General features: G+C 72.2%; 18 protein-coding genes and 1 tRNA gene. 11 read left to right on the forward strand and 8 right to left on the reverse strand.

The window, feature by feature from the left end:
• Window positions 1-224 precede the first annotated feature (224 nt).
• Window positions 225-1,946, reverse strand: a complete 1,722-nt coding sequence (locus ACZ4MH_RS06520) for a GTPase family protein (RefSeq protein ID WP_351597746.1) — start codon at window positions 1,944-1,946, stop codon at window positions 225-227.
• 124 nt (window positions 1,947-2,070) lie between these two features.
• On the reverse strand, window positions 2,071-4,050 hold the full coding sequence (locus ACZ4MH_RS06525) for a GTPase domain-containing protein (protein WP_351597743.1): 1,980 nt from the start codon (window positions 4,048-4,050) through the stop codon (window positions 2,071-2,073).
• A gap of 311 nt (window positions 4,051-4,361) precedes the next feature.
• Between ACZ4MH_RS06525 and ACZ4MH_RS06530 the strand changes: the two genes are divergently transcribed.
• From ACZ4MH_RS06530 to ACZ4MH_RS06545, 4 genes are all read left to right on the forward strand, one after another.
• Window positions 4,362-4,434: transfer RNA gene (locus ACZ4MH_RS06530), tRNA-Arg, on the forward strand.
• A gap of 572 nt (window positions 4,435-5,006) precedes the next feature.
• Window positions 5,007-5,483, forward strand: a complete 477-nt coding sequence (locus tag ACZ4MH_RS06535) for a hypothetical protein (RefSeq protein WP_351597740.1) — start codon at window positions 5,007-5,009, stop codon at window positions 5,481-5,483.
• Between the two features lie 417 nt (window positions 5,484-5,900).
• Window positions 5,901-6,953, forward strand: a complete 1,053-nt coding sequence (locus ACZ4MH_RS06540) for a glucose 1-dehydrogenase (protein WP_351597771.1) — start codon at window positions 5,901-5,903, stop codon at window positions 6,951-6,953.
• Window positions 6,954-7,091: 138 nt separating this feature from the next.
• Entirely contained in the window at window positions 7,092-7,994 is a 903-nt protein-coding gene (locus ACZ4MH_RS06545; protein ID WP_467754283.1) for a ribonuclease BN, read from the forward strand.
• A gap of 151 nt (window positions 7,995-8,145) precedes the next feature.
• On the opposite strand, the gene ACZ4MH_RS06550 is transcribed toward ACZ4MH_RS06545, so the two are convergent.
• Both ACZ4MH_RS06550 and ACZ4MH_RS06555 read right to left on the reverse strand, forming a co-directional pair.
• A complete protein-coding gene (locus ACZ4MH_RS06550; protein ID WP_351597737.1) occupies window positions 8,146-8,661 on the reverse strand; it encodes a hypothetical protein in 516 nt (171 codons plus the stop codon).
• Between the two features lie 297 nt (window positions 8,662-8,958).
• Window positions 8,959-10,002, reverse strand: a complete 1,044-nt coding sequence (locus ACZ4MH_RS06555) for a LacI family DNA-binding transcriptional regulator (protein ID WP_351597734.1) — start codon at window positions 10,000-10,002, stop codon at window positions 8,959-8,961.
• Window positions 10,003-10,237: 235 nt separating this feature from the next.
• Here ACZ4MH_RS06555 and ACZ4MH_RS06560 point away from each other — a divergent pair, with 235 nt between their 5' ends.
• The 7 genes from ACZ4MH_RS06560 to ACZ4MH_RS06590 all read left to right on the forward strand — a co-directional run bounded on the left by ACZ4MH_RS06560 (window position 10,238) and on the right by ACZ4MH_RS06590 (window position 19,488).
• Window positions 10,238-11,566 (forward strand): extracellular solute-binding protein, encoded by a 1,329-nt coding sequence (locus ACZ4MH_RS06560; protein ID WP_351597731.1) that lies wholly within the window; start codon window positions 10,238-10,240, stop codon window positions 11,564-11,566.
• Window positions 11,563-12,531, forward strand: coding sequence for a carbohydrate ABC transporter permease (locus tag ACZ4MH_RS06565; protein ID WP_351597728.1), 969 nt, complete (start codon window positions 11,563-11,565; stop codon window positions 12,529-12,531). Before ACZ4MH_RS06560 ends, ACZ4MH_RS06565 begins: the two co-directional genes overlap by 4 nt.
• On the forward strand, window positions 12,528-13,376 hold the full coding sequence (locus ACZ4MH_RS06570) for a carbohydrate ABC transporter permease (RefSeq protein ID WP_351597725.1): 849 nt from the start codon (window positions 12,528-12,530) through the stop codon (window positions 13,374-13,376). The genes ACZ4MH_RS06565 and ACZ4MH_RS06570 overlap by 4 nt, the downstream gene beginning before the upstream one ends.
• Window positions 13,373-15,094 carry a glycoside hydrolase family 13 protein gene (locus ACZ4MH_RS06575; RefSeq protein ID WP_467754291.1) on the forward strand — a complete coding sequence of 574 codons (1,722 nt, stop codon included), beginning with the start codon at window positions 13,373-13,375 and terminating at the stop codon, window positions 15,092-15,094. Before ACZ4MH_RS06570 ends, ACZ4MH_RS06575 begins: the two co-directional genes overlap by 4 nt.
• Before the next feature lie 299 nt (window positions 15,095-15,393).
• Window positions 15,394-16,752 (forward strand): cytochrome P450 family protein, encoded by a 1,359-nt coding sequence (locus ACZ4MH_RS06580; protein ID WP_351597719.1) that lies wholly within the window; start codon window positions 15,394-15,396, stop codon window positions 16,750-16,752.
• A 229-nt stretch (window positions 16,753-16,981) separates the two neighbouring features.
• Window positions 16,982-18,130, forward strand: coding sequence for a selina-4(15),7(11)-diene synthase (locus ACZ4MH_RS06585; RefSeq protein WP_351597716.1), 1,149 nt, complete (start codon window positions 16,982-16,984; stop codon window positions 18,128-18,130).
• Window positions 18,127-19,488 (forward strand): cytochrome P450, encoded by a 1,362-nt coding sequence (locus ACZ4MH_RS06590; RefSeq protein ID WP_351597713.1) that lies wholly within the window; start codon window positions 18,127-18,129, stop codon window positions 19,486-19,488. Before ACZ4MH_RS06585 ends, ACZ4MH_RS06590 begins: the two co-directional genes overlap by 4 nt.
• A gap of 68 nt (window positions 19,489-19,556) precedes the next feature.
• Here the strand turns inward: ACZ4MH_RS06590 and ACZ4MH_RS06595 are convergent, their stop codons facing one another.
• From ACZ4MH_RS06595 to ACZ4MH_RS06610, 4 genes are read right to left on the reverse strand one after another with little or no spacing between them, the layout of a single operon-like run.
• Window positions 19,557-20,237: a GTP-binding protein gene (locus ACZ4MH_RS06595; RefSeq protein WP_351597710.1), complete on the reverse strand. Its 681-nt coding sequence runs from the start codon at window positions 20,235-20,237 to the stop codon at window positions 19,557-19,559.
• Window positions 20,218-20,580, reverse strand: a complete 363-nt coding sequence (locus ACZ4MH_RS06600) for a DUF742 domain-containing protein (protein WP_030249882.1) — start codon at window positions 20,578-20,580, stop codon at window positions 20,218-20,220. Before ACZ4MH_RS06600 ends, ACZ4MH_RS06595 begins: the two co-directional genes overlap by 20 nt.
• Window positions 20,577-20,984 (reverse strand): roadblock/LC7 domain-containing protein, encoded by a 408-nt coding sequence (locus ACZ4MH_RS06605; RefSeq protein ID WP_030249885.1) that lies wholly within the window; start codon window positions 20,982-20,984, stop codon window positions 20,577-20,579. Before ACZ4MH_RS06605 ends, ACZ4MH_RS06600 begins: the two co-directional genes overlap by 4 nt.
• Window positions 20,981-22,567 carry a sensor histidine kinase gene (locus ACZ4MH_RS06610; protein ID WP_467754296.1) on the reverse strand — a complete coding sequence of 529 codons (1,587 nt, stop codon included), beginning with the start codon at window positions 22,565-22,567 and terminating at the stop codon, window positions 20,981-20,983. The genes ACZ4MH_RS06605 and ACZ4MH_RS06610 overlap by 4 nt, the downstream gene beginning before the upstream one ends.
• Window positions 22,568-22,691 lie beyond the last annotated feature (124 nt).

Here is a 22,691-nt window from a genome sequence, read left to right on the forward strand (position 1 = left end):
AACTCATGCTGCACGAGTTCGCAAAAGCTCGTCGGGGGCTGTGGACAACCGACGGGGCAGGGAGGGGAGGGGCCGGGGATGGGGAAAAGTCGGCCACTCATACGGGTGATCCGCTGGTGGCCCCGCGATCCGCCCGTGGCCTCGCGCTCGGTTCGTGGCCCCGCGATCTCCTCGCGGGGCCTGTCATCCCCTCGCGGAGCCCGCGATCTCCTCGCGGTGCCCGCTCACACCCCCGCCGCCACCGCGTACTGCTCGCGCACCTCCCGGTACCGCAGGAGCTCCGCCGCGACCGGCTCCAGCACCCGGGCCCGGCCGCAGCCGGCAGCCGCCGACCTCAACTCGCGTTCGGCGTCCTGCCCGTACCGTCGCGCGGGGCCGCGTGCCGCCACGCCGCACAGCCAGGACAGTGCGGGCCCGCCGACCGTACCGGCCGTGATCAGCACCAGCGCCGGAAGCCAGCCCGCCCCCCTCGCCGCCCACTCCATCCCGCAGAGCAGGCCCACCATCCACAGCACGCCCAGCGCCTGCAGCCCGACCAGCAGGCCCTGCCCGACCGCCGCCACGGTCCACCACCGCGGTTTCACCGGCGGCCCGCCCCGCAGCGCCTCGTCGGCCGCGTCCGCCGCCCGGTCCAGCGCCTCCGGCAGCCCTTGCGCTCCCTTGTCCGCCGCCTCGCGCACGGCCTGCGCCCACGGCACGGGCAGCCCGCGCGCCGCCTCGCCCGCCACGGCCCGCACCGCCTGCTCCGTCACGGCGCGCGAGGACTGTCCAGGCGGGGCCTGTCCGGGCAAGGTCTGCCCGGGTGAGCTCCGTCCAGTCGAGGTCTGTCCTGACCAGATCCGCCCGGGCGACGCGCCATGTCTCCCGGACCCGCCCGCGTCGGGGCCACGGCCACTCCGCAGCCGTACCCACGGGGTGGCGCAGGCACGGTCCGCATGGCGCAGCCAGTCGCGTTCGGCCGCGCGTCCGGCCGCCGTGGCGCCCACGGCCTCGGCGAGCCGTTCCTCGAAGTCCTCCCGCGCCCGTTCGGTCAGCCCCGCATGCCCCTCCGCCACGTACACGGGTTGCAGGCGTTCCGCCGCGGCGTCCACGTCCGCGGCCAGGCGGCGCCCCGCCGCGCCCTGTTCCGCGACGAACTGCCGGAGCGCGTCCCGCAGTTCGTCCACGCCCTCCCCGGTGGCCGCGGACAGCGCGAGTACCGTGGCGCCCGGCTCGTCGTGTTCGCTGAGCGCCAGCCCGTCCTCGTCGAGCAGCCGCCGCAGATCGTCGACCACCTGGTCGGCGGCGTCACCGGGCAGCCGGTCCACCTGATTGAGCACGACGAAGGTCACCTCGGCGTAGCCCGCCAAGGGGCGCAGGTACCGCTCGTGCAGTACCGCGTCCGCGTACTTCTCCGGGTCCACGACCCAGATGACGGCGTCGACGGCCTTCAGCACTCGGTCCACCTGGGCGCGGTGGCCGGCCGCCGCCGAATCGTGGTCCGGCAGGTCGAGCAGCACGAGACCGCTCAGATCCTCGTCGCCCGCAGGCCCCGGAGCGGGTACGAAGCGCTGCGCTACGGGGATGCGCAGTCGGTGCAGCAGCCCCTCGGCGCCCGCCCGGTCGCCCGGCCACACGCACGCCACGGGCTGTGAGGTGGTCGGGCGACGCGCCGCCACCTCCGAGCACGGCGCTCCGGCGAGCGCGTTGAAGAGCGACGACTTGCCGCTGCCGGTCGCTCCGGCGACCGCCACGACCGTGTGCTCGCCCGACAGCCGGTATCGCTCGTCCGCCGCGTTCAGTACCTGTCCGGCCTCTTCCAGCGTCGGCCCGTCCAGTCGCGTCCGGGACAGCCCGATCAGCTCGCGCAACGCGTCGATCCTGGGCTGCAGTTCGTCCTCCACGGTGCGCCGCCCCCGCGGTACGCCTCCGTAGTCGGCCGCGTCCTCGCACTCACCGCTCACCATGAAAGCCCTCTCCGCACGTACCACTCACATTCCGACGGCAACGCCGCTGCCACGGGCATCCCGACCAGCGCCGTCCCGGCCACCGGCAGTTCCGTCACTGGCATCTCGCCCACCGGCATCTCCGTCACCGCGCCATCGCCCCCTCCGGGGCGGGCCCCGACGCCGGCCCCGGTACCGGCACCCTCCGCAGCGCCGACAGGGCGGCGATCAGCCCGGCCTGCTGCTCAGGGGGCACGGTCAGCTCGTCCAGTGGGGCGAGTCTGCGTTCCCGCTCGCCCGCGAGCGCCCGGTCCAGGTAGGTGTCCAGCAGTGCGCCGCCCCGGTCCCGCAGCCGCAGCGCTCCGTGCGCGCCGAGCAGTTCGGCGAGGTTCTCACCCGCCGTACGTGCCCGGCGGCCGCCGAGCAACATGGTGGCGAGCAGCGCCGCGGCCTCCTCCGGTACGGCGGCCCCCGACCGCTCCGGTCCGCGCGCTTCCCCCGGGACGCCGCGCACCTCGCGCGTCAGCGCCCGTACGCCACCGAACACGCCCCGTACGTCCCCGGACGCCTCCCGCGTCGCGCGTACCTCGCGCACCTCGTCCTCCGCGAGCTCCTCCAGGCAGCGCCGCCAGCGCCGCACAAGAATGCCGAGCCGTCCGGCGGCGGTGCCGGCCTCCCCGTGTGCGGCGATACCGGCTTCCCCGTATGCAGCGCTTCCGGCCTCCCCTGGCGCAGCAATAGCGGCCTCCTCTGGCGCAGCGATACCGACTTCCTGGGAGACCGCGGTACCCGTACCCGTACCCGTACCGGCCGCGCCCGCATCCCCCAGTGGGCCGAGCCCGCCCGCCGCTGGCTCCCGCCGCCACGCCTCGGCCGTCCGCTCGTCCGCCTCCTCCACCGCGCAGCACAAGAGGGAGGTGAGCCCGCGGGTGAGGGCGTCCAGCAGTTCGTCGGGGCGGCCCCCGAGTGCGTGGTCGCGCCAGTGGGCGCGCGCGTCCCCCGAGAGGACCTCGCCGGCGGCCACGCCGCTCCGTACCCGTACGGCCGCCTTCTCGTACGCGTCGTCGACTCGGTCCGCCAGCCGGACCGCGGCGGCGTGCTGGGCGGCGGACGCCCCGGCCAGCGCCGGCAGCCGGCTGCGCAACGAGGCGATCGCCCCGCCCACGGAACGGGCCGCGGCCGCCTCGCGCGCCGCGGGCTCCTCGGCGTGCCGCTCCAGCCAGGCGCGGAGCGCGGCGACCGCGGTGGCGGGCAGCAGGCCGCTGCCACCGCCCGCCGATTCCGGCAGTTCGGGGATGGTGAAGCGCGGCACGTCCCCGAGGCCGGCGCGGTTCAGCAGGGCCGCGTACCGGCCCGCGATGTCGGGCGCGATCTGGTGCGGCACCCGGTCGAGCACGGTGACGAGCGTGACGTCGTACTCCTTGGCGGTGCGCAGCAGGTGCCAGGGCACGGCGTCGGCGTACCGCGCGGCCGTGGTGACCAGCACCCACACGTCCGCCGCGCAGATCAGCTCGGCAGCGAGCTCCCGGTTGCGCGCCACGAGGGAGTCGATGTCCGGAGCGTCCAGGAGGGCGAGCCCCCTGGTGACTCCCCGGTCCGTCTCGATTCGCAACGGCGCGGGCCCGTCGCCCTCGTCATCGCCCTCGTACGCATCCGCGCCCTCTTCGCCCCCGTCCTCGTCCCCGCCCCCGTAAAAGCCACTCCCATAGGCCCCCGCCCCCTCCCCATACGGGTGGCTCCCCCCGCTCCCCTGCTCGGGCATCCACACGCGCACGAGGTCGGGGAGGACGCGGGGCCCGGTGAACCAGTGCCGGTCGTCCGGGTGGCACACCAGCACGGGCGTACGGGTCGTGGGCCGCAGCACGCCCGCCTCGGTGACGTGCCGCCCCACGAGGGAATTGACCAGCGTGGACTTGCCGGCGCCGGTGGACCCGCCGACGACGGCGAGCAGCGGTGCCTGAGGAGCGCGCAAACGGGGCATCACATAGTCGTCGAGGTGAGCGAGCAACTCGGCCCGGTCGCGGCGGGCGCGCGCGACTCCTGGGAGCGGGAGCGGGAAGCGTGCGGCGGCGACGCGGTCACGCAGCACGGAGAGCGCGTCGATGATCCGGGGTCCTACGTCCAAGGTCGCCACATGTGAAGAATGCCCAATTTCGATGGCTTTTTGAAGCGTATACCCCTATGTGCGCGCCGTACGAACCCACGCAAACCGGCACGTGTGACGCGTGGGGCGCCCGCGACAGGAGAGGCTCAGGCATAACGAGTGCACAACACCCGTCCCGTGAGGCGCCAAAACCGATGCAGAATTCGTACCTGCCTGCGATTATCGGGACCGCTTCACCGAACCTCCACAACGTGCCACGGAGGTGAAGCAACCGGGACGAGGCACGCGGCCCCCTATCCTGGTCCGCGGTCCGTGATCCACGTCCACACCCGGCCCCCGTAGCTCAGTGGATAGAGCAGGTGCCTTCTAAGCACTTGGCCGCAGGTTCGAGTCCTGCCGGGGGCGCTCTCCAAGGCCCTCCCCAGGGAGGGCCTTTTTGCTGGTCAGAGTACCTGCGACTCCCTGTACGGAGGCGTCGGCCACTCCCCCGGCGGCCATTGGGAGGGGCCGACGCCATCCGACTGTCACCGCGTTTCTGCAGGTGGCGGCGCCATGACCCATGGCGATGAGGGGCTGCATCGAATCCCCAAGAGCCCCCAAGAGTCTCGGGCCAAGTGCCTTGGCGAACGCGGTGACAGGCCCGCATCAGTGCCTGGGGCTGGATCTCATACCCAGAGGCCGCATGTAACGCGTGGCTCCGTCCGGAAGCGTGAGAGCACTGGTGCCGCCGATCGCGGTCCGGTGGCCGCCCGCCGGGGAACGGAATCGCTGAGCGCCGGGAGCTGTCCGGTGTCGCCTGTAGCTCCTGCACGCCGGTCATCGCTGGTCCCTCCGTCTGCCGGGTCGGCGCCAGGTCCGCGGAGGCATGGGAGGGCCTTTTTGCTGGTCGGGGTGGGGCGATAGGCTGATCTTCCATGGAGCTCTGGGGTGCGGGTCTGTATGGGAATCCTTGTCGGGACTGTGGGTTCGACTGGTCCTTGAGCGCTGTCGCTGCGGTGGCGCAGGTCGGGGAGGTGCCGGGGCGGTACGCGGCGCTGGTGGAGGGGCGCAGTGGGGGTGAGCGGCATCCGGAGTTGGTGTGGACGTCGGGGGCCTACGTCAGTCATGTGGCGGACAACCTGCGGAACTGGGCCGAGCGGCTCGCGGGGGCGCGGCTTGCCGGGGCCCTGGAGGTGCCCGGGTACGACCAGGATCTTCTTGCCGAGGCCCGCTGTTACCAGGACATTCCGCTCGCGGCGGCGTTGTGGTCGTTGCGGGGGTCGGTGAGCCTCTGGGTGGAGTCCGTGTCGGCCGCGCTGGAGGCGGGCGTGGTGCTTCAGCACTCGGCCCGTGGTGCGCAGCGGGCCGAGGACGTCGCCCGGAACAATGCGCATGACGCCGCTCACCATGCTTGGGATATTCAGCGGATTCTGACTCATGAGGATGAGGAGCAGGCCGCAGCAGCAGCCAGGTGAGCGAACGGCAGGAAGGCCCTCCGCCTCGGAGGGCCTTTTTGTTGTTCTGTAGGTGCGTCGCGGCAGACGGGGGACGGGGTGCGTCCGTGGGTGGGGTCCGGTGGGGGGCAGCGGCGTGTGGGGGTGACGGCGGGCGCGGTGTGGGGGTGAATGGGGGGTCGGGCGGGCGCTTCGAGGGCCGTCGGTCTGGAGCGGGGGGTCGCGGGTACTCGCCGTGACCGGCCGGTGGTGGCGAGACGGCTACCAGCCCGACGGTGATAGACGGCTACCAGCCCGACGGTGGCGGGGCGGCTACCAGCCCGACGGTGGTAGACGACTACCAGCCCGGTGGTGGCGAGACGGCTACCAGCCCTGACGGTGGCGGGGCGGCCGCCGGCCCGGTGGTGACGGAGCGACGAGAGGCTTGTGAGAGTGAGCATGCGTGCGCTGACCATCCGGCCGTTGCAGCCGGGTTCGCTGGAGGTGCGGGAGGTGCCCCGTCCGGTGGCCGGGGAGGGCGAGTTGCTGGTGGACGGGCTCGCCGTCGGGGTGTGCGGTACGGACAAGGAGATCGTGTCCGGCGAGTACGGGGCGGCGCCCCCGGGCCGGGACCGGCTCGTGCTCGGGCACGAGTCGCTCGGGCGCGTGCGCGAGGCGCCGCCCGGGAGCGGGTTCAGCCGCGGCGACCTGGTGGTGGGCGTGGTCCGGCGGCCCGATCCGGAGCCGTGCGGGGCGTGTGCGCGGGGCGAGTTCGACATGTGCCGGAACGGCCGCTACACCGAGCGCGGCATCAAGGAGCGCGACGGTTACGCGAGCCAGGCGTGGACGGTGGAGCCCGAGTACGCGGTCCGGCTCGACGCGGGGCTGCGCCGGGTGGGAGTACTCATGGAGCCCACCACCGTGGTGGCCAAGGCGTGGGAACAGGTGGAACGGGTCGGGGGCCGGGCGTGGTTCGAGCCCCGGCGGGTGCTGGTGACCGGCGCGGGTCCGATCGGTCTGCTGGCCGCGCTCCTCGGAGTACAGCGAGGGCTCGACGTGCATGTACTGGACCGGGTCACCGGCGGCCCGAAGCCCGGGCTGGTGCGCGACCTGGGCGCGACGTACCACAGTGAGGACATCGACCGGGTCACGGAGGCGATCCGGCCGGATGTCGTCATCGAGGCGACCGGGGCCGGGCGGCTGGTCTTCGACGCGATGGCCGGGACCGCCGCGTACGGGATCGTGTGTCTGACGGGTGTCTCGCCGACCGGGCGGCAGCTCACCATCGACGCGGGCACCGTCAACCGGGACCTGGTGCTGGAGAACGACGCGGTGGTGGGCTCGGTCAACGCCAATCTGCGGCATTATCAGCAGGCCGCGGAGGCGCTGGCCCGCGCCGACCTCGGCTGGCTGGAGCGCCTGATCACCCGGCGGGTGCCGCTGTCGCGCGCGCAGGAGGCGTTCACCGCGCGGGACGACGACATCAAGGTCGTCATCACGATGGACGAGTGAGAGCCTCATCACGATGGACGACTGAGAGCCTGCGCTCGGGGCCCGGTCGGTGACATGGCGATCGAGCCCGGCGCCCCGAAGACCAGGACCTGTGGACGAGTGGATCGAGGGCTGTATGACGTCGGGAACGAGGTCTGTATGACGTCGGTTCCTCCGCCGTCGGAGCGGGGCGCCGCGCCCGTGCGGCGGCGCCGCCATCCGGTGCGCCGGCTGCGGAGCCGGCTGCGGGTGCGGCGGTTCCGGCAGCGCGGCGCCGAGCTGGAGCTGCTGCACCGCTCGATGGGGTTCGGGGCGCTGGGACTGGTCACGCTCGTACCGCTGCTGATCGTCGTGGCGGCGGCCGACCCGTTCAAGCACCGCGGCTTCGCCCTGTGGCTGGTCGACGGCATGGCGCTGTCGGGGCGTTCGGCGGACGCCGTGGAGAGCGTCTTCACCGCGCCCCGGACGGCGGTCGCGACGACCAGCGCGTTCAGCCTCGTCGCGCTCGCCGTCTTCGGCCTGACCTTCGCCGGCAGCGTGCAGACCGGGTACGAGAAGACCTGGAGCCTGTCGGTCGGCCCGTGGCACCGGGCCTGGCGGCAGACCGTGTGGCTGGCCGTCCTGATGGCCTACCTCTACGCCGAGGTGCAGTCCCGGGGCTCCATGCCGGAACCGCTGCGGATCGGGCTGAATCTGCTGGCCGGCGTGGTCTTCTTCTGGTGGGGACAGCGGTTCCTGCTCGGCGAGCAGGTCGCGTGGCGGGCGCTGCTGCCGGGTGCCGTCGCCACGATGGCCGGCCTGGTCGGGCTGCGCGCCTTCTCGTACCTGGTCTTCGCGCCCCTCATCGTCACCAACGCGGTCAGTTACGGGGCGGTGGGCACCGTACTGATCGTGGAGTGCTGGCTGGTCGGGGTCGGCTTCGTGGTCTTCGGCGGCGCCCTGCTGGGCAGGCACTTCCACGACCACCCGGAGCGCCACGTGATCCACTACGTCCACCACCGCGCGCCGCGGCACACACGGGGCGGGGACCCGCCCCCCGACGAGCCCCCGCACATTCCGTGAGTACACCTTCCGTCAGCGCACCTTCCACGAGTACACCTTCGGTCAGCACGCCTTCCGTTAGCGCACCTTCCGTGAGTACACCTTCGGTGAGCACGCCCTCCGTCAGCGCACCTTCCGTCAGCACGCCCTCCGTCAGCGGCTGCGCGCCGCGTCACCTGCTCGGCGCCGCCTTGATGTCCGTGATCTGGCGGGTCTCCAGGGAGCTGCGGACGGCCAGCCGGGACGTGCTCGGGTGGCTGCCCGAGTCCCAGGTGAGGGTGACGATCGTGTACGCGCTGCCGGTGCCGGAACCGTCGTAGCCGACGGACCACTTGACCGGCACGTTCTGGGCGCGCAGGACGCCGTCGGCGTGGTTCTTCGCCTCCCAGTCGGCGAGGCGCTTGCGCAGGTCGCTGCGGAGGTAGTGGTTCCGCAGCTCGCGGGCGAGCCGGCCGTCCTCGTCGTAGACGGCGTCGATGTACGCCCCGTAGAAGTCCGCGACCCGGTCCACGGTCGACTCGGGACTGCCGGCGCGGGCCGGCTGGGCCGCCGCCTGGACCGCGTGCGCGGGCGGCGGTGCGGTGGTGGTGGCGCCGAAGGCCGGGATGGCCGCGGAGGCGGCGAGGAGCGCGGCGGCGGCCGTACCGATGACGGTGGTGCGGCGACGCGCGGGACGGGTGCTTCGCATGGTGAGTCCTTCCCCCAGGATGAACGGTGGGCCCTGAGTCCGCGGGTCCACGAGATAAGACACTCATATGCCTGGGAAGGGTTGTATTCGACCCGGTGTGTCATGTCCCGGTTCCCCGGGACGGCGTCTCCACCGGGCCGGTTCGGGCGAGTTGCGGCCGGTGTGCCGCGGGTGGCAGCGGTGCGTTGCGGCGTACGTATCCCGCACGCATCCCGTACGCCATCAGTACGCATCCCTGGGGACCCTCACGCATCCCTGAGGACCCTCGGTACCGGGCCGGGCGCCGGACGACCGGCGTCAGGCGTCCGCCTCCGGAGCCGGAGCCGGAACCGGAGCCGTGGTCCCCCGCGGAATCAGCTGCGTCGGCAGTACGACATGCCGCGCCGGGTCCGTGGCCGGGTCGTCGATGAGGGTGTGGGCGAGGGTGCCGGCCGCGCGGCCGACCTCGGCGGCGGGCTGGGCGATGGTGGTGAGGTCCAGCCACTCGGCGTGGTCGTGGTCGTCGAAGCCGAGGACGGAGATCCGGCCGGGCACGTCGATGCCGGCGGAGCGCAGGACCCAGAGCACCTCCATGGCGATCTCGTCGGTCTCGGCGAAGACCGCGGTGGGCGGGTCGGCCAGGCAGAGCAGCCGTCCGACCGCCTCCGAGGTGTCGCGCCGACCGCGCGAGGTGGCGACCACCAAGTCCTCGTCGTACGGGATGTCCGCCTCGGCCAGCGCCTCGCGGTAGCCGAAGAGGCGGGTGCGCGAGCTGCAGGTGAAGCCGGTGTCGGGCGACGCGCGGACGAAGGCGATCCGGCGGTGGCCCAGGCCCCGCAGATAGCGGGTGCCGGCGCGCGCCGCGGCGACGTCCTCGACGTACACGCTCGCCCGGCCCGGCGCGTGCTGGCTGACGTACACCACCGGCACGCCCAGGCCGTCCAGCCGGGCGAACTCCTCCTCCGTCAGGTCGAAGGAGATGACCAGGAGCGCGTCGGCGTTCCGGCGGGCCGGGAGCCGGTCGAAGAAGGCGGCGCGCTCGGCGAGGTCGGCGACGCTGTACACCATCAGGTCCAGGCCCGCGTCGCGCAGTACCTCGCTGAGGCCGCGCAGCACCTGGCCGACGAACCACGAGCCGAGGGTGGGCGCGAGCACGGCGACCGTTCCCGTCTTGCCGGTGACCAGGCTGGACGCCTGCCGGGATATCACGAAGGACAGCTCGCGGGCCGCCGCCTCCACTCGCACCCTGGCCTCGTCCGAGACGGTGGACAGCCCGCGCAGGGTCCGCGAGACCGTGGAGACCGAGACCCCCGCCCGTTCGGCCACGTCGGCCATGGTGGGGTGGCGCTGCGCTGGAGGCATGGTCCGGAACGTAGCACAGGTGTAGGGGACATGGACCCGGTCGGTGACAGCGTTACCATCGGGAGATGTCCGGCAATGCGCGCCAACGCCGCCATCCCGCCCGGTTTTTCATGCAGGAGAGCGGCCATTTCGTTGCTGCGCGCTCCATTGACAGTCCCTGGGGCCACTCCTAGCGTGCAAGCGTTGTCAGGCAGCAGCGATCCCACCCCTCCATCAGGAGCGCATCGTCATGCCGTTGAGCCGCAGATCCCTCCTTCGGACCACCACCGGGGCCGCCGCCGCGCTGGCCGCCGCCACCGGCTGCGGCCGGGCCGTCGCACGCGGCCCCGACCTCTCGGGCGCCGCCGGGATACCGCGTGGCCCGGTCACCATCCGCTGGTGGGCCGGGCGGGTGGCGGCCCGCGACGGCAGCGACCTCAGGCCCGTGCTGGTCAGGGCGTTCCGCCGGAAGTACCGCAACATCACCGTGCAGTTGATCGCCGCGCCACCGACCACGGACGTGGCCCGCGCGACCCTCACCACGCAGGTGACGAGCGGCAGCCCGTCCCCCGACGTCTACATGGGCGACATCGCCTGGCCGGCCCAGTTCGCGTACAACTCGCTGGCGCTGCCGCTCGATCCGCTGCTGCCGAAGGGGTACTGGCAGCGCTATCCCGAGGAGCTGGTGCGGGCGCTGACGTACCAGGGCTCGGTGTACGCCTTCCCGCTCTACCTGGACGAGGCGTTCCTTTACTACCGGAAGGACCTGCTGCACAAACACGGGCTGCGGCCGCCCGGTTCGTGGGAGGAGCTGGCGTCCACCGCCGCGAAGATCCAGCGAACGGGCGACGCCGACCTCGGGTTCGTCTGGCAGGGCACGGTGTACGAGGGGCTCACCGCGAACGTCGCGGAGCTGGTCGCCGACGCGGGCGGCAGCATCCTCTCCCCCGACGCCCGCACGGTCACCTTCGACGGCCCGGCGGGCGTGCGGGCCGTGTCCTACCTCCGGGACCTGATCACGCGCGGCGTCTCCCCGTCCTCGGTGACCACGTTCGTGGAGCAGGACAGCCTGGACGCCTTCACCAGCGGCCGGTCGGTGTTCCTGCGCAACTGGCTGTACGCCTGGGGCGTCGCGGACAACCCGGCGTCCTCGCGGGTGGCGGGGAGGATCGGGGTGATGCGCCGGCCCGGCTTCGAGGGCGGCACGGGCGGCCGCAGCTGTCTGGGCGGCTGGTGCAACTACCTCAATCCGCACTCCCGGCACCTCGGCGCGGCGCTGGCGTTCGCCCGCTTCCTCGCCGAGGAGGAGGGGCAGTCGATCCTGGCCCGCGAGGCCGCCGTGCTGCCGCCGCTGCTGTCCCAGCTGCACGGCAAGGCCGTGGCGAGGTCGTCCAATCCGGCGTTCGCGCTGGCCCGTGAGGTGCGGCTGGTCGCCCGGCCGACCCGGACCCCGGAGTACCCGATGGTCAGCAAGGCGGTGTTCACCCCGGTCAACGAGGTGCTCAGCGGGGGCACGAGCGTACGGCGGGGGCTCGCCGGCTCCCGCCGTGATCTGCAGGCGGCGCTCCGAGGGGAGGCGCTGTGACGGTCTCCCCGACGGCCGCCCCGGAGGCCCGGCCCGCGCCCCTGCCCCCTTCCCCCGCCGCTCGCAAGCCCGCCGGCATCGCGCGCCGCCGGGCCCGCACCGGCTGGCTCTACACCGCCCCGGCGCTCACCGTGATCGCCCTGGTGACGCTCTTCCCGGTGGTCTACTCGATCGTCCTCAGCTTCAGTGACGTGCGCTTCACCTTCGACGGCGTCCGCGTCGAGGAGTGGACGCTCGGCAACTACACGACGATGCTGGCGAGTCCGGTGTGGCTGGAGGCGCTGGCCTTCACGGTCGGGTACACGCTGGTGACGGTGGCCGTGGAGATCGCGCTCGGTATCGCGGCCGCGGTGCTGCTGGACCGGCTGGAGGCCGGGCGGGGCTGGATCCTCGCGCTGCTGCTGATCCCCTGGTCGCTGATCACGGTGGTCTCGGCGCAGCTGTGGGACTTCCTGTACGACGCCACGTTCGGCGCGGTGACCTGGCTGTTCGGGCTGGTCCTGGACCAGCCGCCGGTGATCCTCGGTACGCCCGTGCCCGCGATCACCGGCATGGCGGTCGCGGACATCTGGAAGACCACCCCGTTCGTCGCGGTGATCATCCTGGCGGGGCTGGTCCGCATCCCGCAGGAGCGGTACGAGGCGGCCGAGATGGACGGCGCCGGGTCCTGGGCCACCTTCTGGAACGTCGTACTGCCCGCGCTGCGCCCCGTGGTCTCGGTCGCGGTCCTCTTCCGGGTGCTCCAGGCGTTCGGGATCTTCGACCTGCCGTTCGTACTGACGCAGGGCGGTCCCGGCACGGCCACCCAGTCGCTCGCCGTGCTCGGCTACAAGACGCTGTTCCAGAACCTCGACATCGGGATGGGCGCGGCGATCGCCACCAGTACGGGCGTGCTGGTCATCGCGGGCTGTCTGCTGTTCCTGCGGATGTTCCGCGGCCAGGTCGACGAAGGGGGCGCGGCATGAGGCGCGGCCGCGGGCGTACGGGAGTGCGCCGCTATGTGAACGTGGTGAACCTCGGCGCGCTGGTGCTGGTCGCCGTGACCGCGCTGCCGCTGCTGTGGATGGCGGTCACGTCCTTCAAGACGGCGCGCGAGAACGGCACACTGCCGCCGACGCCGATCCCCCTCCACCCCACCCTCGCCAACTACCGGCTGGCGCTGGGCTTCGCGGGCTTCGACCGCTATCTGCTCAACAGCGCGGTGGTGGCCGTCAGCGCCACCGCGATCGTCCTGGGGCTCGGGCTGTTCGCCGGATACGCGCTGGCCCGCACGCCGATGCGCGGCCGCGGCCCGGTGATGACGGGGCTGCTGATGATCTCCGTCTTCCCGACGATCGCCGTGGTCACCCCGCTGTACCTGGTCGAACGCGAGCTGGGCCTGCTCAACGGCTACTGGGGCCTGATCATCCCGTACACCGCCTTCCACCTGCCGTTCGCGATCTGGATCCTGCGCAACTCGCTGCAGTCCATCCCGTACGAGCTGGAGGAGGCGGCGACGGTGGACGGCGCGGGGCCGACCCGGACGCTGCTGTCGGTGATCCTGCCGCAGGCCCGGCCCGCGCTGTTCACCGCCGGGGTGTTCACCTTCACCGCGACCTGGACGGAGTTCCTGATGGCGCTCACGTTCAACAGCGAGGACGCCTACCGGACCGTGCCGGTGGGCATCGCACTCTTCAGCAGCCAGTACGAGATCCCGTACGGAACGATCTTCGCCGGGGCGATGGCGGCGACCGTGCCGATCGCCCTGCTCGTCCTGGTCTTCCGGCGCGCCGTGCTCTCCGGCCTGACCGACGGCGCGGTCAAGGGATGACGCCGGGTGAACCCACCTCTCACGAAGGAGCCGCTGTGACCGTCCCCGCCTCCCCCGACCTGTCCCCGCAGGACCCCGACTGGTGGCGGCAGGCCGTCGTCTACCAGGTCTATCCGCGCAGCTTCGCCGACAGCGACGGCGACGGCATCGGCGACCTGCCCGGCATCACGAGCCGGCTGACCCACCTGGCCTCGCTCGGCGTGGACGCGCTGTGGCTGAGCCCCTTCTACCCTTCGGAGCTGGCCGACGGCGGGTACGACGTGGCCGACTTCCGGGACGTCGACCCGCGCCTCGGCACGCTCGCCGACTTCGACGCGATGGTCGCCGAGGCGCACCGGCTGGGCCTGAAGATCCTGGTGGACCTGGTGCCCAACCACACCTCCGACCAGCACGCCTGGTTCCAGGAGGCGCTGGCGTCGCCGCCCGGCTCGGCGGCCCGCGCGCGCTACGTCTTCCGCGACGGGCGCGGCGAACACGGCGAGCTGCCGCCCTCGGACTGGGTCTCCCGGTTCGGCGGCAGCGCCTGGCAGCGGGTGCCGGACGGCCAGTGGTACCTCCATCTCTTCGCGCCCGAGCAGCCGGACCTGGACTGGAGCAACGAGGAGGTGCGCGAGGACTTCCGGCACACGCTGCGCTTCTGGTCCGACCGCGGGGTGGACGGCTTCCGCATCGACGTGGCGCACGGGCTGGCCAAGGACCTCACAGAGCCGCTGCGGGACATGGGTCCCGACCAGTTCAAGGGCGACCAGGACCTGATGCCGGACGGCACCCACCCGCACTGGGACCGGGACGAGGTGCACGAGATCTACCGGGACTGGCGGATCGTGATGGACTCCTACACGCCGCCGCGGATGGCGGTCGCCGAGGCGTGGGTGAAGAACTCCCGGCGGGTGCTGTACACCCGGCCCGACGAGCTGGGCCAGGCGTTCAACTTCGAGTATCTGCAGGCCGAGTGGTCGGCCGCCGGGCTGCGCAAGGTGATCACCGAGTCGCTGGCCACCGCGGCCGCCGCGGGTGCCTCGGCGACCTGGGTGCTCTCCAACCACGACGTGATCCGGCACGCCTCCCGGCTCGCGCTGCCGCCGGGCACCGACACCGACGCCTGGCTGCTGTCCGGCGGCACCCGGCCCGCCGAGGACCGGGCGCTGGGGCTGCGCCGGGCCCGCGCCGCGACACTGCTGATGCTGGCGCTGCCCGGGTCCTCGTACATCTACCAGGGCGAGGAGCTGGGCCTGCCGGAGGTCGCCGACCTGCCCGTGGAGGCGCTCCAGGACCCGGTGTGGGAGCAGACGGGCCACACCCGCAAGGGACGGGACGGCTGCCGGGTGCCGCTGCCGTGGACCCGGGAGGGCACCTCGTACGGCTTCGGCCCCGGCGCCGCCTGGCTCCCGCAGCCCGCCTCCTTCGGCGAACTCTCGGTGGCGGCACAGGACGGCGAGAAGGACTCGACACTGGAGCTGTACCGCTCGGCGCTACGTCTCCGCCGGGAGCTGCAGGGCGACGAGTCGCTGGAGTGGCTGTCGGCCCCGGACGAGGCCACGGAGGACGGCGCCGCGGGGATCGTGCATTTCGGACGATCGACGGGCTGGCGCTGCCTGGCGAACCTGTCGGACCGGCCGGTGCCGCTGCCCGCTGGCGAAGTACTGCTGTCCAGCGGGGCGTTGGCGGGCGGGCAGCTGCCGCCGGACACCACGGTGTGGCTGCGGCGGGGCGTCTGAGGGAGGGCGGACGAACGGGTCGGGCGGCGCATCGAAGGCCCCCGGCCCGTCCGTGCGCGCGGGCAAGTGTGGGAGGGCGGAGCGTCAAACTGGGCTGCGCCGCGCGGCTGTTAGCCTGACGCAGTGGATCACGCCTGGTACGCCGATGACGCAGGCTCCGGTCACCTGGATGTGAGCGAAGTCCGGCCAGGTCACGCGCACGCGCCACTCAGGGGACGCCGGTTTCCGGGGGACGACGGTCTGCCGTGCAAGATGCCGCTCCCCTCATCCCGTTCGCCCATCATCACGCCGGAGAGACCGTGACCATCCCGATCCCCGAACACGTCCGCGCCCGCTTCGAGCTGAAGGCACACGTGGGCCGGCCCCTGAGCGAGACGGACCCGGGCGGACTGCTCCGGCTGCACGGCCCGGAGGCCGCGGACCCGACGGCGCTGTATGCGCGGCTCCGCGCCACGTACGGTCAGGTGGCTCCGGTGCTGCTGCCGGGTGACCTGCCGGTCTGGCTGGTGCTGGGGTACCAGGCCAACCTCGATGTCGCCCGCACGCCGTACCCGTACACCCGTGACTCACGGCTGTGGAACCTCGACGACCAGGTACCCGACGCCTGGCCGCTGGGCCCCACGGTCGACTGGGAGCCGACGTGCGTGTTCACCGACGGTACGGCGCACGCACGGACACGGACAGCCGTCACCGACAGCCTGGAGGACCTCGACCGGCACGGGATACGCCGCTACGTGGTCCGGTACACCAAGATGCTCGTCAACGAGTTCATCCAGACCGGCGAGGCCGACCTGGTCGGCCAGTACGCCGAGCGGCTGCCGATGCTCGTGATGACCCGACTGCTGGGCATGGACGAGGCGGACGGCCCACGGCTGGCGGACGCCGCCCGCGACCTCATGACCGGCAGCGACACGGCCGCCGCCAGCAACGAGGTCATCAAGACCGCACTGGTCTCGCTGCAGAAGGCCAAGCAGGACCGGCCGGGCAACGACCTGGCCAGCTGGCTGAGCACGCACGAGTCCGGGCTCTCCCACGACGAGGTCCTCGGGCACCTGCGGCTGCTGGTGATCGCCGCGTACGAGACCACGGCGAATCTCATCGCGAACACCCTGCACATGAATCTGACCGACCGGCGGTTCCGCGCGAATCTGTCGGGCGGTCACATGACGCTGACCGACGCGCTGGACGGCATGCTCTGGGACGAGCCGCCGCTCTCCGTGCTCCCCGGCCGCTGGACGACCGCCGGCACCACGCTCGACGGCTGGCGGATCGAGGCCGGCGACATGCTGCTGCTCAGCCCCGGCGCCGCGAACGTCGACCCGGAGATCCGACCGGACCTGTCCGTCCCGGTGCACGGCAACCGCTCGCATCTCGCCTTCAGCGCGGGTCCTCACCGATGCCCCGGTGAGGACATCGGGCGGGCCATCGCCGACACCGGCATCGACACCTTGCTGACGCTGCTGCCCGACATGCAACTCGCCGTGTCCGAGGACGAGGTGCAGTGGCAGTACGTACTGCTCTCCAAGCGCCTGTCGGCACTGCCCGTACGCTTCCGGCCGCGCCCCGAGGTGGCGCTCAGCTCCGGTACGCTCTCCGGTCACAGCCGGCGCGCGGCCGGCGGCTGCCCGGTCACGAGCGCCGCGTCGGCCACTGTGTAGACCTCATGAGGCCCGCGGCGCACGGCAGTTCGCCGCCGCGGGCCATTCCGTTTGTCCCGGAAACCGTTGGTCGACCACTGGTTGGGGCATCTGGGCTGTCTCCCCCTTCCCTTCCGTTCGCACACGTGATGTTGGCCCTATTGATCATTTTTGGGCCATGCGTACCATGCGGGCTGTTGATCACGGTGGGTGCGCGCTATGTAGCGCATCCGACAGGAAGGCGGCCGGAGTGAGTACCGCGCTCATAGTTCCCCCGACCTACGCCCCTATACCACCGGCCATTCACCCGCTCCATGCGGACATCGACGCACGGACCGCCGCCTGGGCGCACGCGTTCGACATCGGCTCCGCGGGGCTGCGCAAGCGGCTGGTGACGCAGGAGATCGGCTCCTTCGCCTCACGCATCCTGCCCTCGGGCCGCACGGAAGTCGTCCAGGTCCTCGGTGACTTCGTCCTGTGGCTGTTCGGAGTGGACGACGGCCTGTGCGAGGAGGGCGACCTGGGCCTTGCGCCGGGCGCGCTCAACGCCGCCCTGCAGCGCCTTCTGTGGGTCGCCGAGCATCCCGAGGCGGCCATCCTCACCGACGATCCCCTCGCGCGCGGACTGCGGGACCTGCGGGCCAGAGTGGCGGAGTACGGCACCGCCGGGCAGACGAAGGCGTGGATCGACGCGCTGCGCGAGTACTTCCTGTCAGTGATCTGGGAGGCGTCCCACCGCACCGCCGGCAGCGTGCCCGAGCTCGACGACTACACGCTGATGCGCCTCTACGACGGCGCGACCACGGTCGTCCTGCCGATGCTGGAAATGGCCCACGGCTATGAACTCCGGCCGGAGGAGCGCGCACTGCCGGGCGTACGGGCCGCGGCCCAGGCGGCATCCTTCGTGATCTGCTGGGACAACGACCTGTTCTCGTACCACAAGGAGGTCAAGGAGCGGAGCCGGACGGGCGGCTACTACCTCAACGTCATCCGTGTGCTGGAGCACCACCGGGGTCTGCCCACCGGCCGGGCCGTGACCGAGGCCATCGGCCAGCGGGACCGTGTAATGGTCCTCTTCCAGCAGCTGTGCGCGGCGCTCGCGGAGCAGGGGAGCCCGCAGCTGCGGCAGTACCTCGCCGACCTGGGCCACTTCGTACGCGGCTCGATGGACTGGGGCATCACCTCCGTGCGCTACACCACGCCCGACGATCCGGCGGCGCTGCCCGCACGCTTCAGCGCGACGCCCACCGGCACGGGGCCGGTGGACATTCCGTCCATCGCTTGGTGGTGGGAGGTGCTGGACCAGCTCACCGGCACCGCACCGCACCGGGCGCCCCTGGGCGCCGGTCTCTCCTTGGCCGGCGCGCGCGCCGGCGTGGCGGAAGGATTCTCCTGGTGATCGTCGACGCGCACGGCATCCCCCGTGCTCCGGGTCGGATACCGCTCCTCGGGCACGCCGTGAAAATGGGGCGCCGGCCGCTGGACTTCCTTCAGTCGCTGCCGGAGACCGGTCCGCTGGTGCGAGTGGATCTGGGCACGATGCCCGTCTACGTACCGACCGACGCCGACCTGATCCGCCAGGTGCTGGTCACGCACGCCCCCAAGTTCGTCAAGGGACGCCTGTACACCCGCGTCGAGCCGCTGGTGGGCAAGGGGCTTGCGACCTCCAGCGGCCCGGTGCACCGCCGCAATCGGCGGCTGATGCAGCCGATGTTCCACAAGGAGCGCATCGCCGGTTACGCGGCCACGATGAGCGAACGCGCCCAGGATCTGGTCGACTCCTGGCAGCCGGGGCAGCAACTCGCCCTGGAACAGGAAATGGGCGAGTACACCATCCGCACGCTCGCGGAGGTGATGTTCTCCGCCGACCTCGGTCAGCCGGCCGTGGAGTCGGTCCGCAAGAACCTGCCGATCATCCTCAAGTACATGCTGCTCCGGGCCGCGTTCCCGACGTTCCTGGACGGGCTGCCGATCCCGGCGAACCGGAAGTTCGACGCGGCGGCGCGGGACATGCGCGCGGTGATCGACAAGGTGGTCGCAGACACCCGGCTGTCGGCGAGGAGCGACCGGGACGACCTGGTGGCCCTGCTGTTGTCCGCACGGGACGCGGACACCGACGAGGCGCTGACGGACGAGGAGGTCAGGGACGAGCTGGTGACCATCCTGTTCGCCGGCACCGAGACCACCGCCTCGACGCTGAGCTGGTTCTTCCACGAGATGGGGCGCCACCCGGAGGTCGAGCGGCAACTGCTGGAAGAGATCGACGAGGTGGTGGGCGACGGCCCGGTCACCATCGACCACGTTCCGCGGCTCGGCACGGTCAAGCGGGTACTGGACGAGGTGATCCGCCTCTACGGTGTCACGATGCTGATGCGGCGTACCACCGAGCCGGTGGAGCTGACGGACAGCAGGCCCGACGGCCGGGAGGTCACGTACCGGATCCCCGCGGACACCGAGGTCGCCTTCAGCCTCTATGCCGTGCACCGGCACCCGGAGCTGTACAAGAACCCCGACGACTTCGACCCCGACCGGTGGCTGCGCGACGACATCCCGCGCCAGTCCTTCTTCCCCTTCGGCGCTGGCAACCGGATGTGCATCGGCGACGCCTTCAGCTGGACGGAGGCGACCATCGCCGTGGCGACCATCCTCCAGCGGTACACCCTGCGTCCGGTCCCCGGGCACACACCCCGGAAGGCCACCTCCGCCATGGTCCACCCCGACCATGTCCCCATGACGGTGGTACCCAGAGCGAGCTGAACGCCGCCGGGGCGGTCAGGCAGCCGGATACGGCCGGGACGGCGCCGGAATGCGCCGTCCCGGCCGTATCACGACGCCTCAGCGCTGACAGCGAGCTGGTGCAGGTAGTGCATCAGCGTCATCAGGACGTCCCGACTCGACGTGCGCAGCCGTGCGTCGCAGTCCACGATCGGGACCTCCGGTGGCAGGTCGAGGGCCTCGCGGAGTTCCTCGACGTCGTGCTTCGGGGCTTCCGGGAAGGAGTTGATGGCGACGACGAAGGGCACGCCGCGCTCCTCCAGGCGGCCGATGACGTCGAAGCTGACCTCCAGGCGGCGGGTGTCGACCAGTACGACCGCGCCCAGCGCGCCGTCGAACAGGCCGTTCCACAGGAACCAGAAGCGCTGCTGGCCGGGCGTGCCGAAGAGGTAGAGCACCAGCTCCTCGTTGAGGCTGATGCGCCCGAAGTCCATCGCGACGGTCGTGGAGGTCTTGCGCTCGATGCCCAGGGTGTCGTCGACGCCGACGCCGGCCTGGGTCATCGTCTCCTCGGTGGTCAGCGGGCGGATCTCGCTGACCGCGCCCACCAGGGTCGTCTTGCCGACCCCGAAACCGCCCACGATCACCACCTTGACCGCGGCGGTGGCCGAGTCCGGCAGCGCGTCCTCGCTCCGCGGCCCGGCGACCGGTTCCGCGGCGAGCGCCTGCCCTGCCACGGGCTGCTCGGCGAGCGCCTGCCCGGCGGCCGGGTCAGAGCTGTTGAAGTCCATGGATCACCGCCTCGATAAGGGAACGGTCCGGAAGTTCTGCGGGCGGTACGGGCGCGCGCGCCACGACCCGCCCGTCGGCCAGCAGGTCGCCCAGGAGCACGGTGACCACGCTGACCGGTAGCTTCAGGTAGGCGGAGAGCTCCGCCACCGACAGCGGGGAGTGGCACAGCCGCATGATCGCGGCGTGCTCGGGCTGGATGCCCGGTCGCGGGGCCGCCTTGGCCACGATCAGCGTGACCAGGTCGAGGGAGAACGTCTGCGCGGCGGCGCCGGAGCGCCCGCCGGTGATCACGTAGAGCCGTTCGGGGCTCTCGTCCTCCCAATCCTGGCCCGCTCCGCTCACGCGGCCGATCCCTCGCCGCGCGGCGGGCTGCTGAGGTGCTCGCCGATCCGGGCCACCAGGTCGCGCATCTTCATGCCGATGAGCCCGGCGTCCACACCCTCGTCGGCCAGCACCGCGAGGTAGGCGCCCGCGCCCGCCGCCATCAAGTAGAAGAAGCCGCCGTCCAGTTCGATGACGACCATGCGCATCTTGCCGTCGCTGTGCGGGAATTCGGCGGACACCGCGCCGGCCAGGGACTGCAGCCCCGCGCAGGCGGCGGCCAGCCGGTCGGCGGTGTCGGTGTCCGTGCCGTACTGGGCCATCCGCAGGCCGTCCGAGGACAGCACGACGACGTTGCGGGTCTGCGGGACGCTCTCCGCCAGGTCCTTGAGCATCCAGTCCATGTTGGCCCGGTGCTGAATCATGGCAACTCACTCTTTTCCGACGACTCGTCACTCTTCGGCCCGGCGGCCCCGCCCGGATCTCCGGAGAGACCGCTCTGGAAGGCCGCCAGCCACATGCCGGGCTGCACCTCGGGGGCGGCCTCCGACGCGGAGGACCGGTGGTCTGCGGTGTCGGGGGCGGTGGACGCCTGGGGCGCGGGCTGGGCCGGCGCGGTGGCGCGGGACTTGCGGCGGCGCTGCGGCAGCCCGTTGGCGGTCCGTCCGGTCACCACCGGGACGTCCTCCTGGGTGTCCTCGGGCCGGGGCAGCGCCGCGGGGGCGGCGGGCGCGGGACCGGTGGCCGCGGGCGCGGAAGGCACGGGGCCGGTGGCCGCGCGCGGGACCGCCCTGGGCTCGGTGCGCGCGCTCAGCGGCCCGGAGGAGGCGCCGATGCCGTGCGCCCGGCCGGTGGCGGGAGCGGTGGTGATCAGATCCTGCGGCACGATGAGAACGGCACGCACACCGCCGTACGCCGAAGTACGCAGCGACACCTGGAAGTTGTACGCCTGGGCCAGCCGGCCGACGACCGCGAGGCCGAGCCGCGGGGTCTCCCCCAGGTCGTTGACGTCGATGCCCTCCTGGGCCTGCTGGAGCATCCGCTCGGCCCGCTTGCGGGCCTCCTCGCTCATGCTGACGCCGCCGTCCTCGATCTCGACGGCGATGCCGGACTGCACCTCGACCGCGGTGAGGTGGACGCGGGTCTGCGGCGGGGAGTAGCGGGTGGCGTTGTCCAGCAGCTCGGCGAGCGCGTGGATGAGCGGCTCGACGGCCGTGCCGACGACCGCGACCTCCGAGACGGAGTGCAGCTCGACGCGCTGGTAGTCGATGATCCGGGACATCGCGCCGCGCAGCACGCTGAACAGCGGGACGGCGCGGCTCCACTGGCGGCCGGGGCGGGCGCCGCCCAGTACGGCGATGGAGTCGGCGAGGCGGCCGATCAGCGCGGTGCCGTGGTCCAGCCGGAGCAGGTCGCCGAAGACCTCGTGGTTCTGGCCGTGCCGGTCCTCCATGCCGCGCAGTTCCTGCGCCTGCTGGTGGACGATGGCCTGGACGCGGCGGGCGATGTTCACGAACGCGCGCTGGGCGGACTCGCGCAGGTCCTCCTCGGCGACGACCGCCTCCAGGACGGAGCGCAGCACTGCCTGGTGGGCCGCGGCGAACTCGGGGGTCAGGCCGGACTCGCGGGCCTCCTGGGCCAGCCGCTCCGTCATCGAGGCGAGCACGTCCTCGGGGAACTCGTCCTGGCCGAGCCGGGTGACGACCTCGGGCAGCAGCCCTTCGGCGAGCCGTACGGTCGCGGCCTCCTGGCGGGCCAGCACCGCGGCCTGCGCGTCGGAGCTCCGGCGCAGGGCCGTCAGCGCGCGGCCGCGGCGGGCGACCTCGGCGGAGAGGAGCGCCACCGCGACGGTGGCGACGCCGCCCGTCCACAGGACCGGCGTCAGCGCGGCGGAGGGGACCAGTACGGCGGCGACGACGGCGGCGATCACGGTGAGCGCCGCCGGAAGTATCCACGCCAACGCCGAAGCGGGTCGCAGGCCCCCGGGCGACGATCCATCTCGAACCATCAGCACCCTCAACCAATCAAAAAGATACGGGGAAGTCCTCGGGCGCAGCTGCGAGGGCAGCGTCGACACGGAGGTCACCCGTGGTAACTGCCAGTACGCTGAGCCGTCTTCAGCATAACCGGAC

It is taken from the genome of Streptomyces sp. NPDC026301, assembly GCF_055567935.1.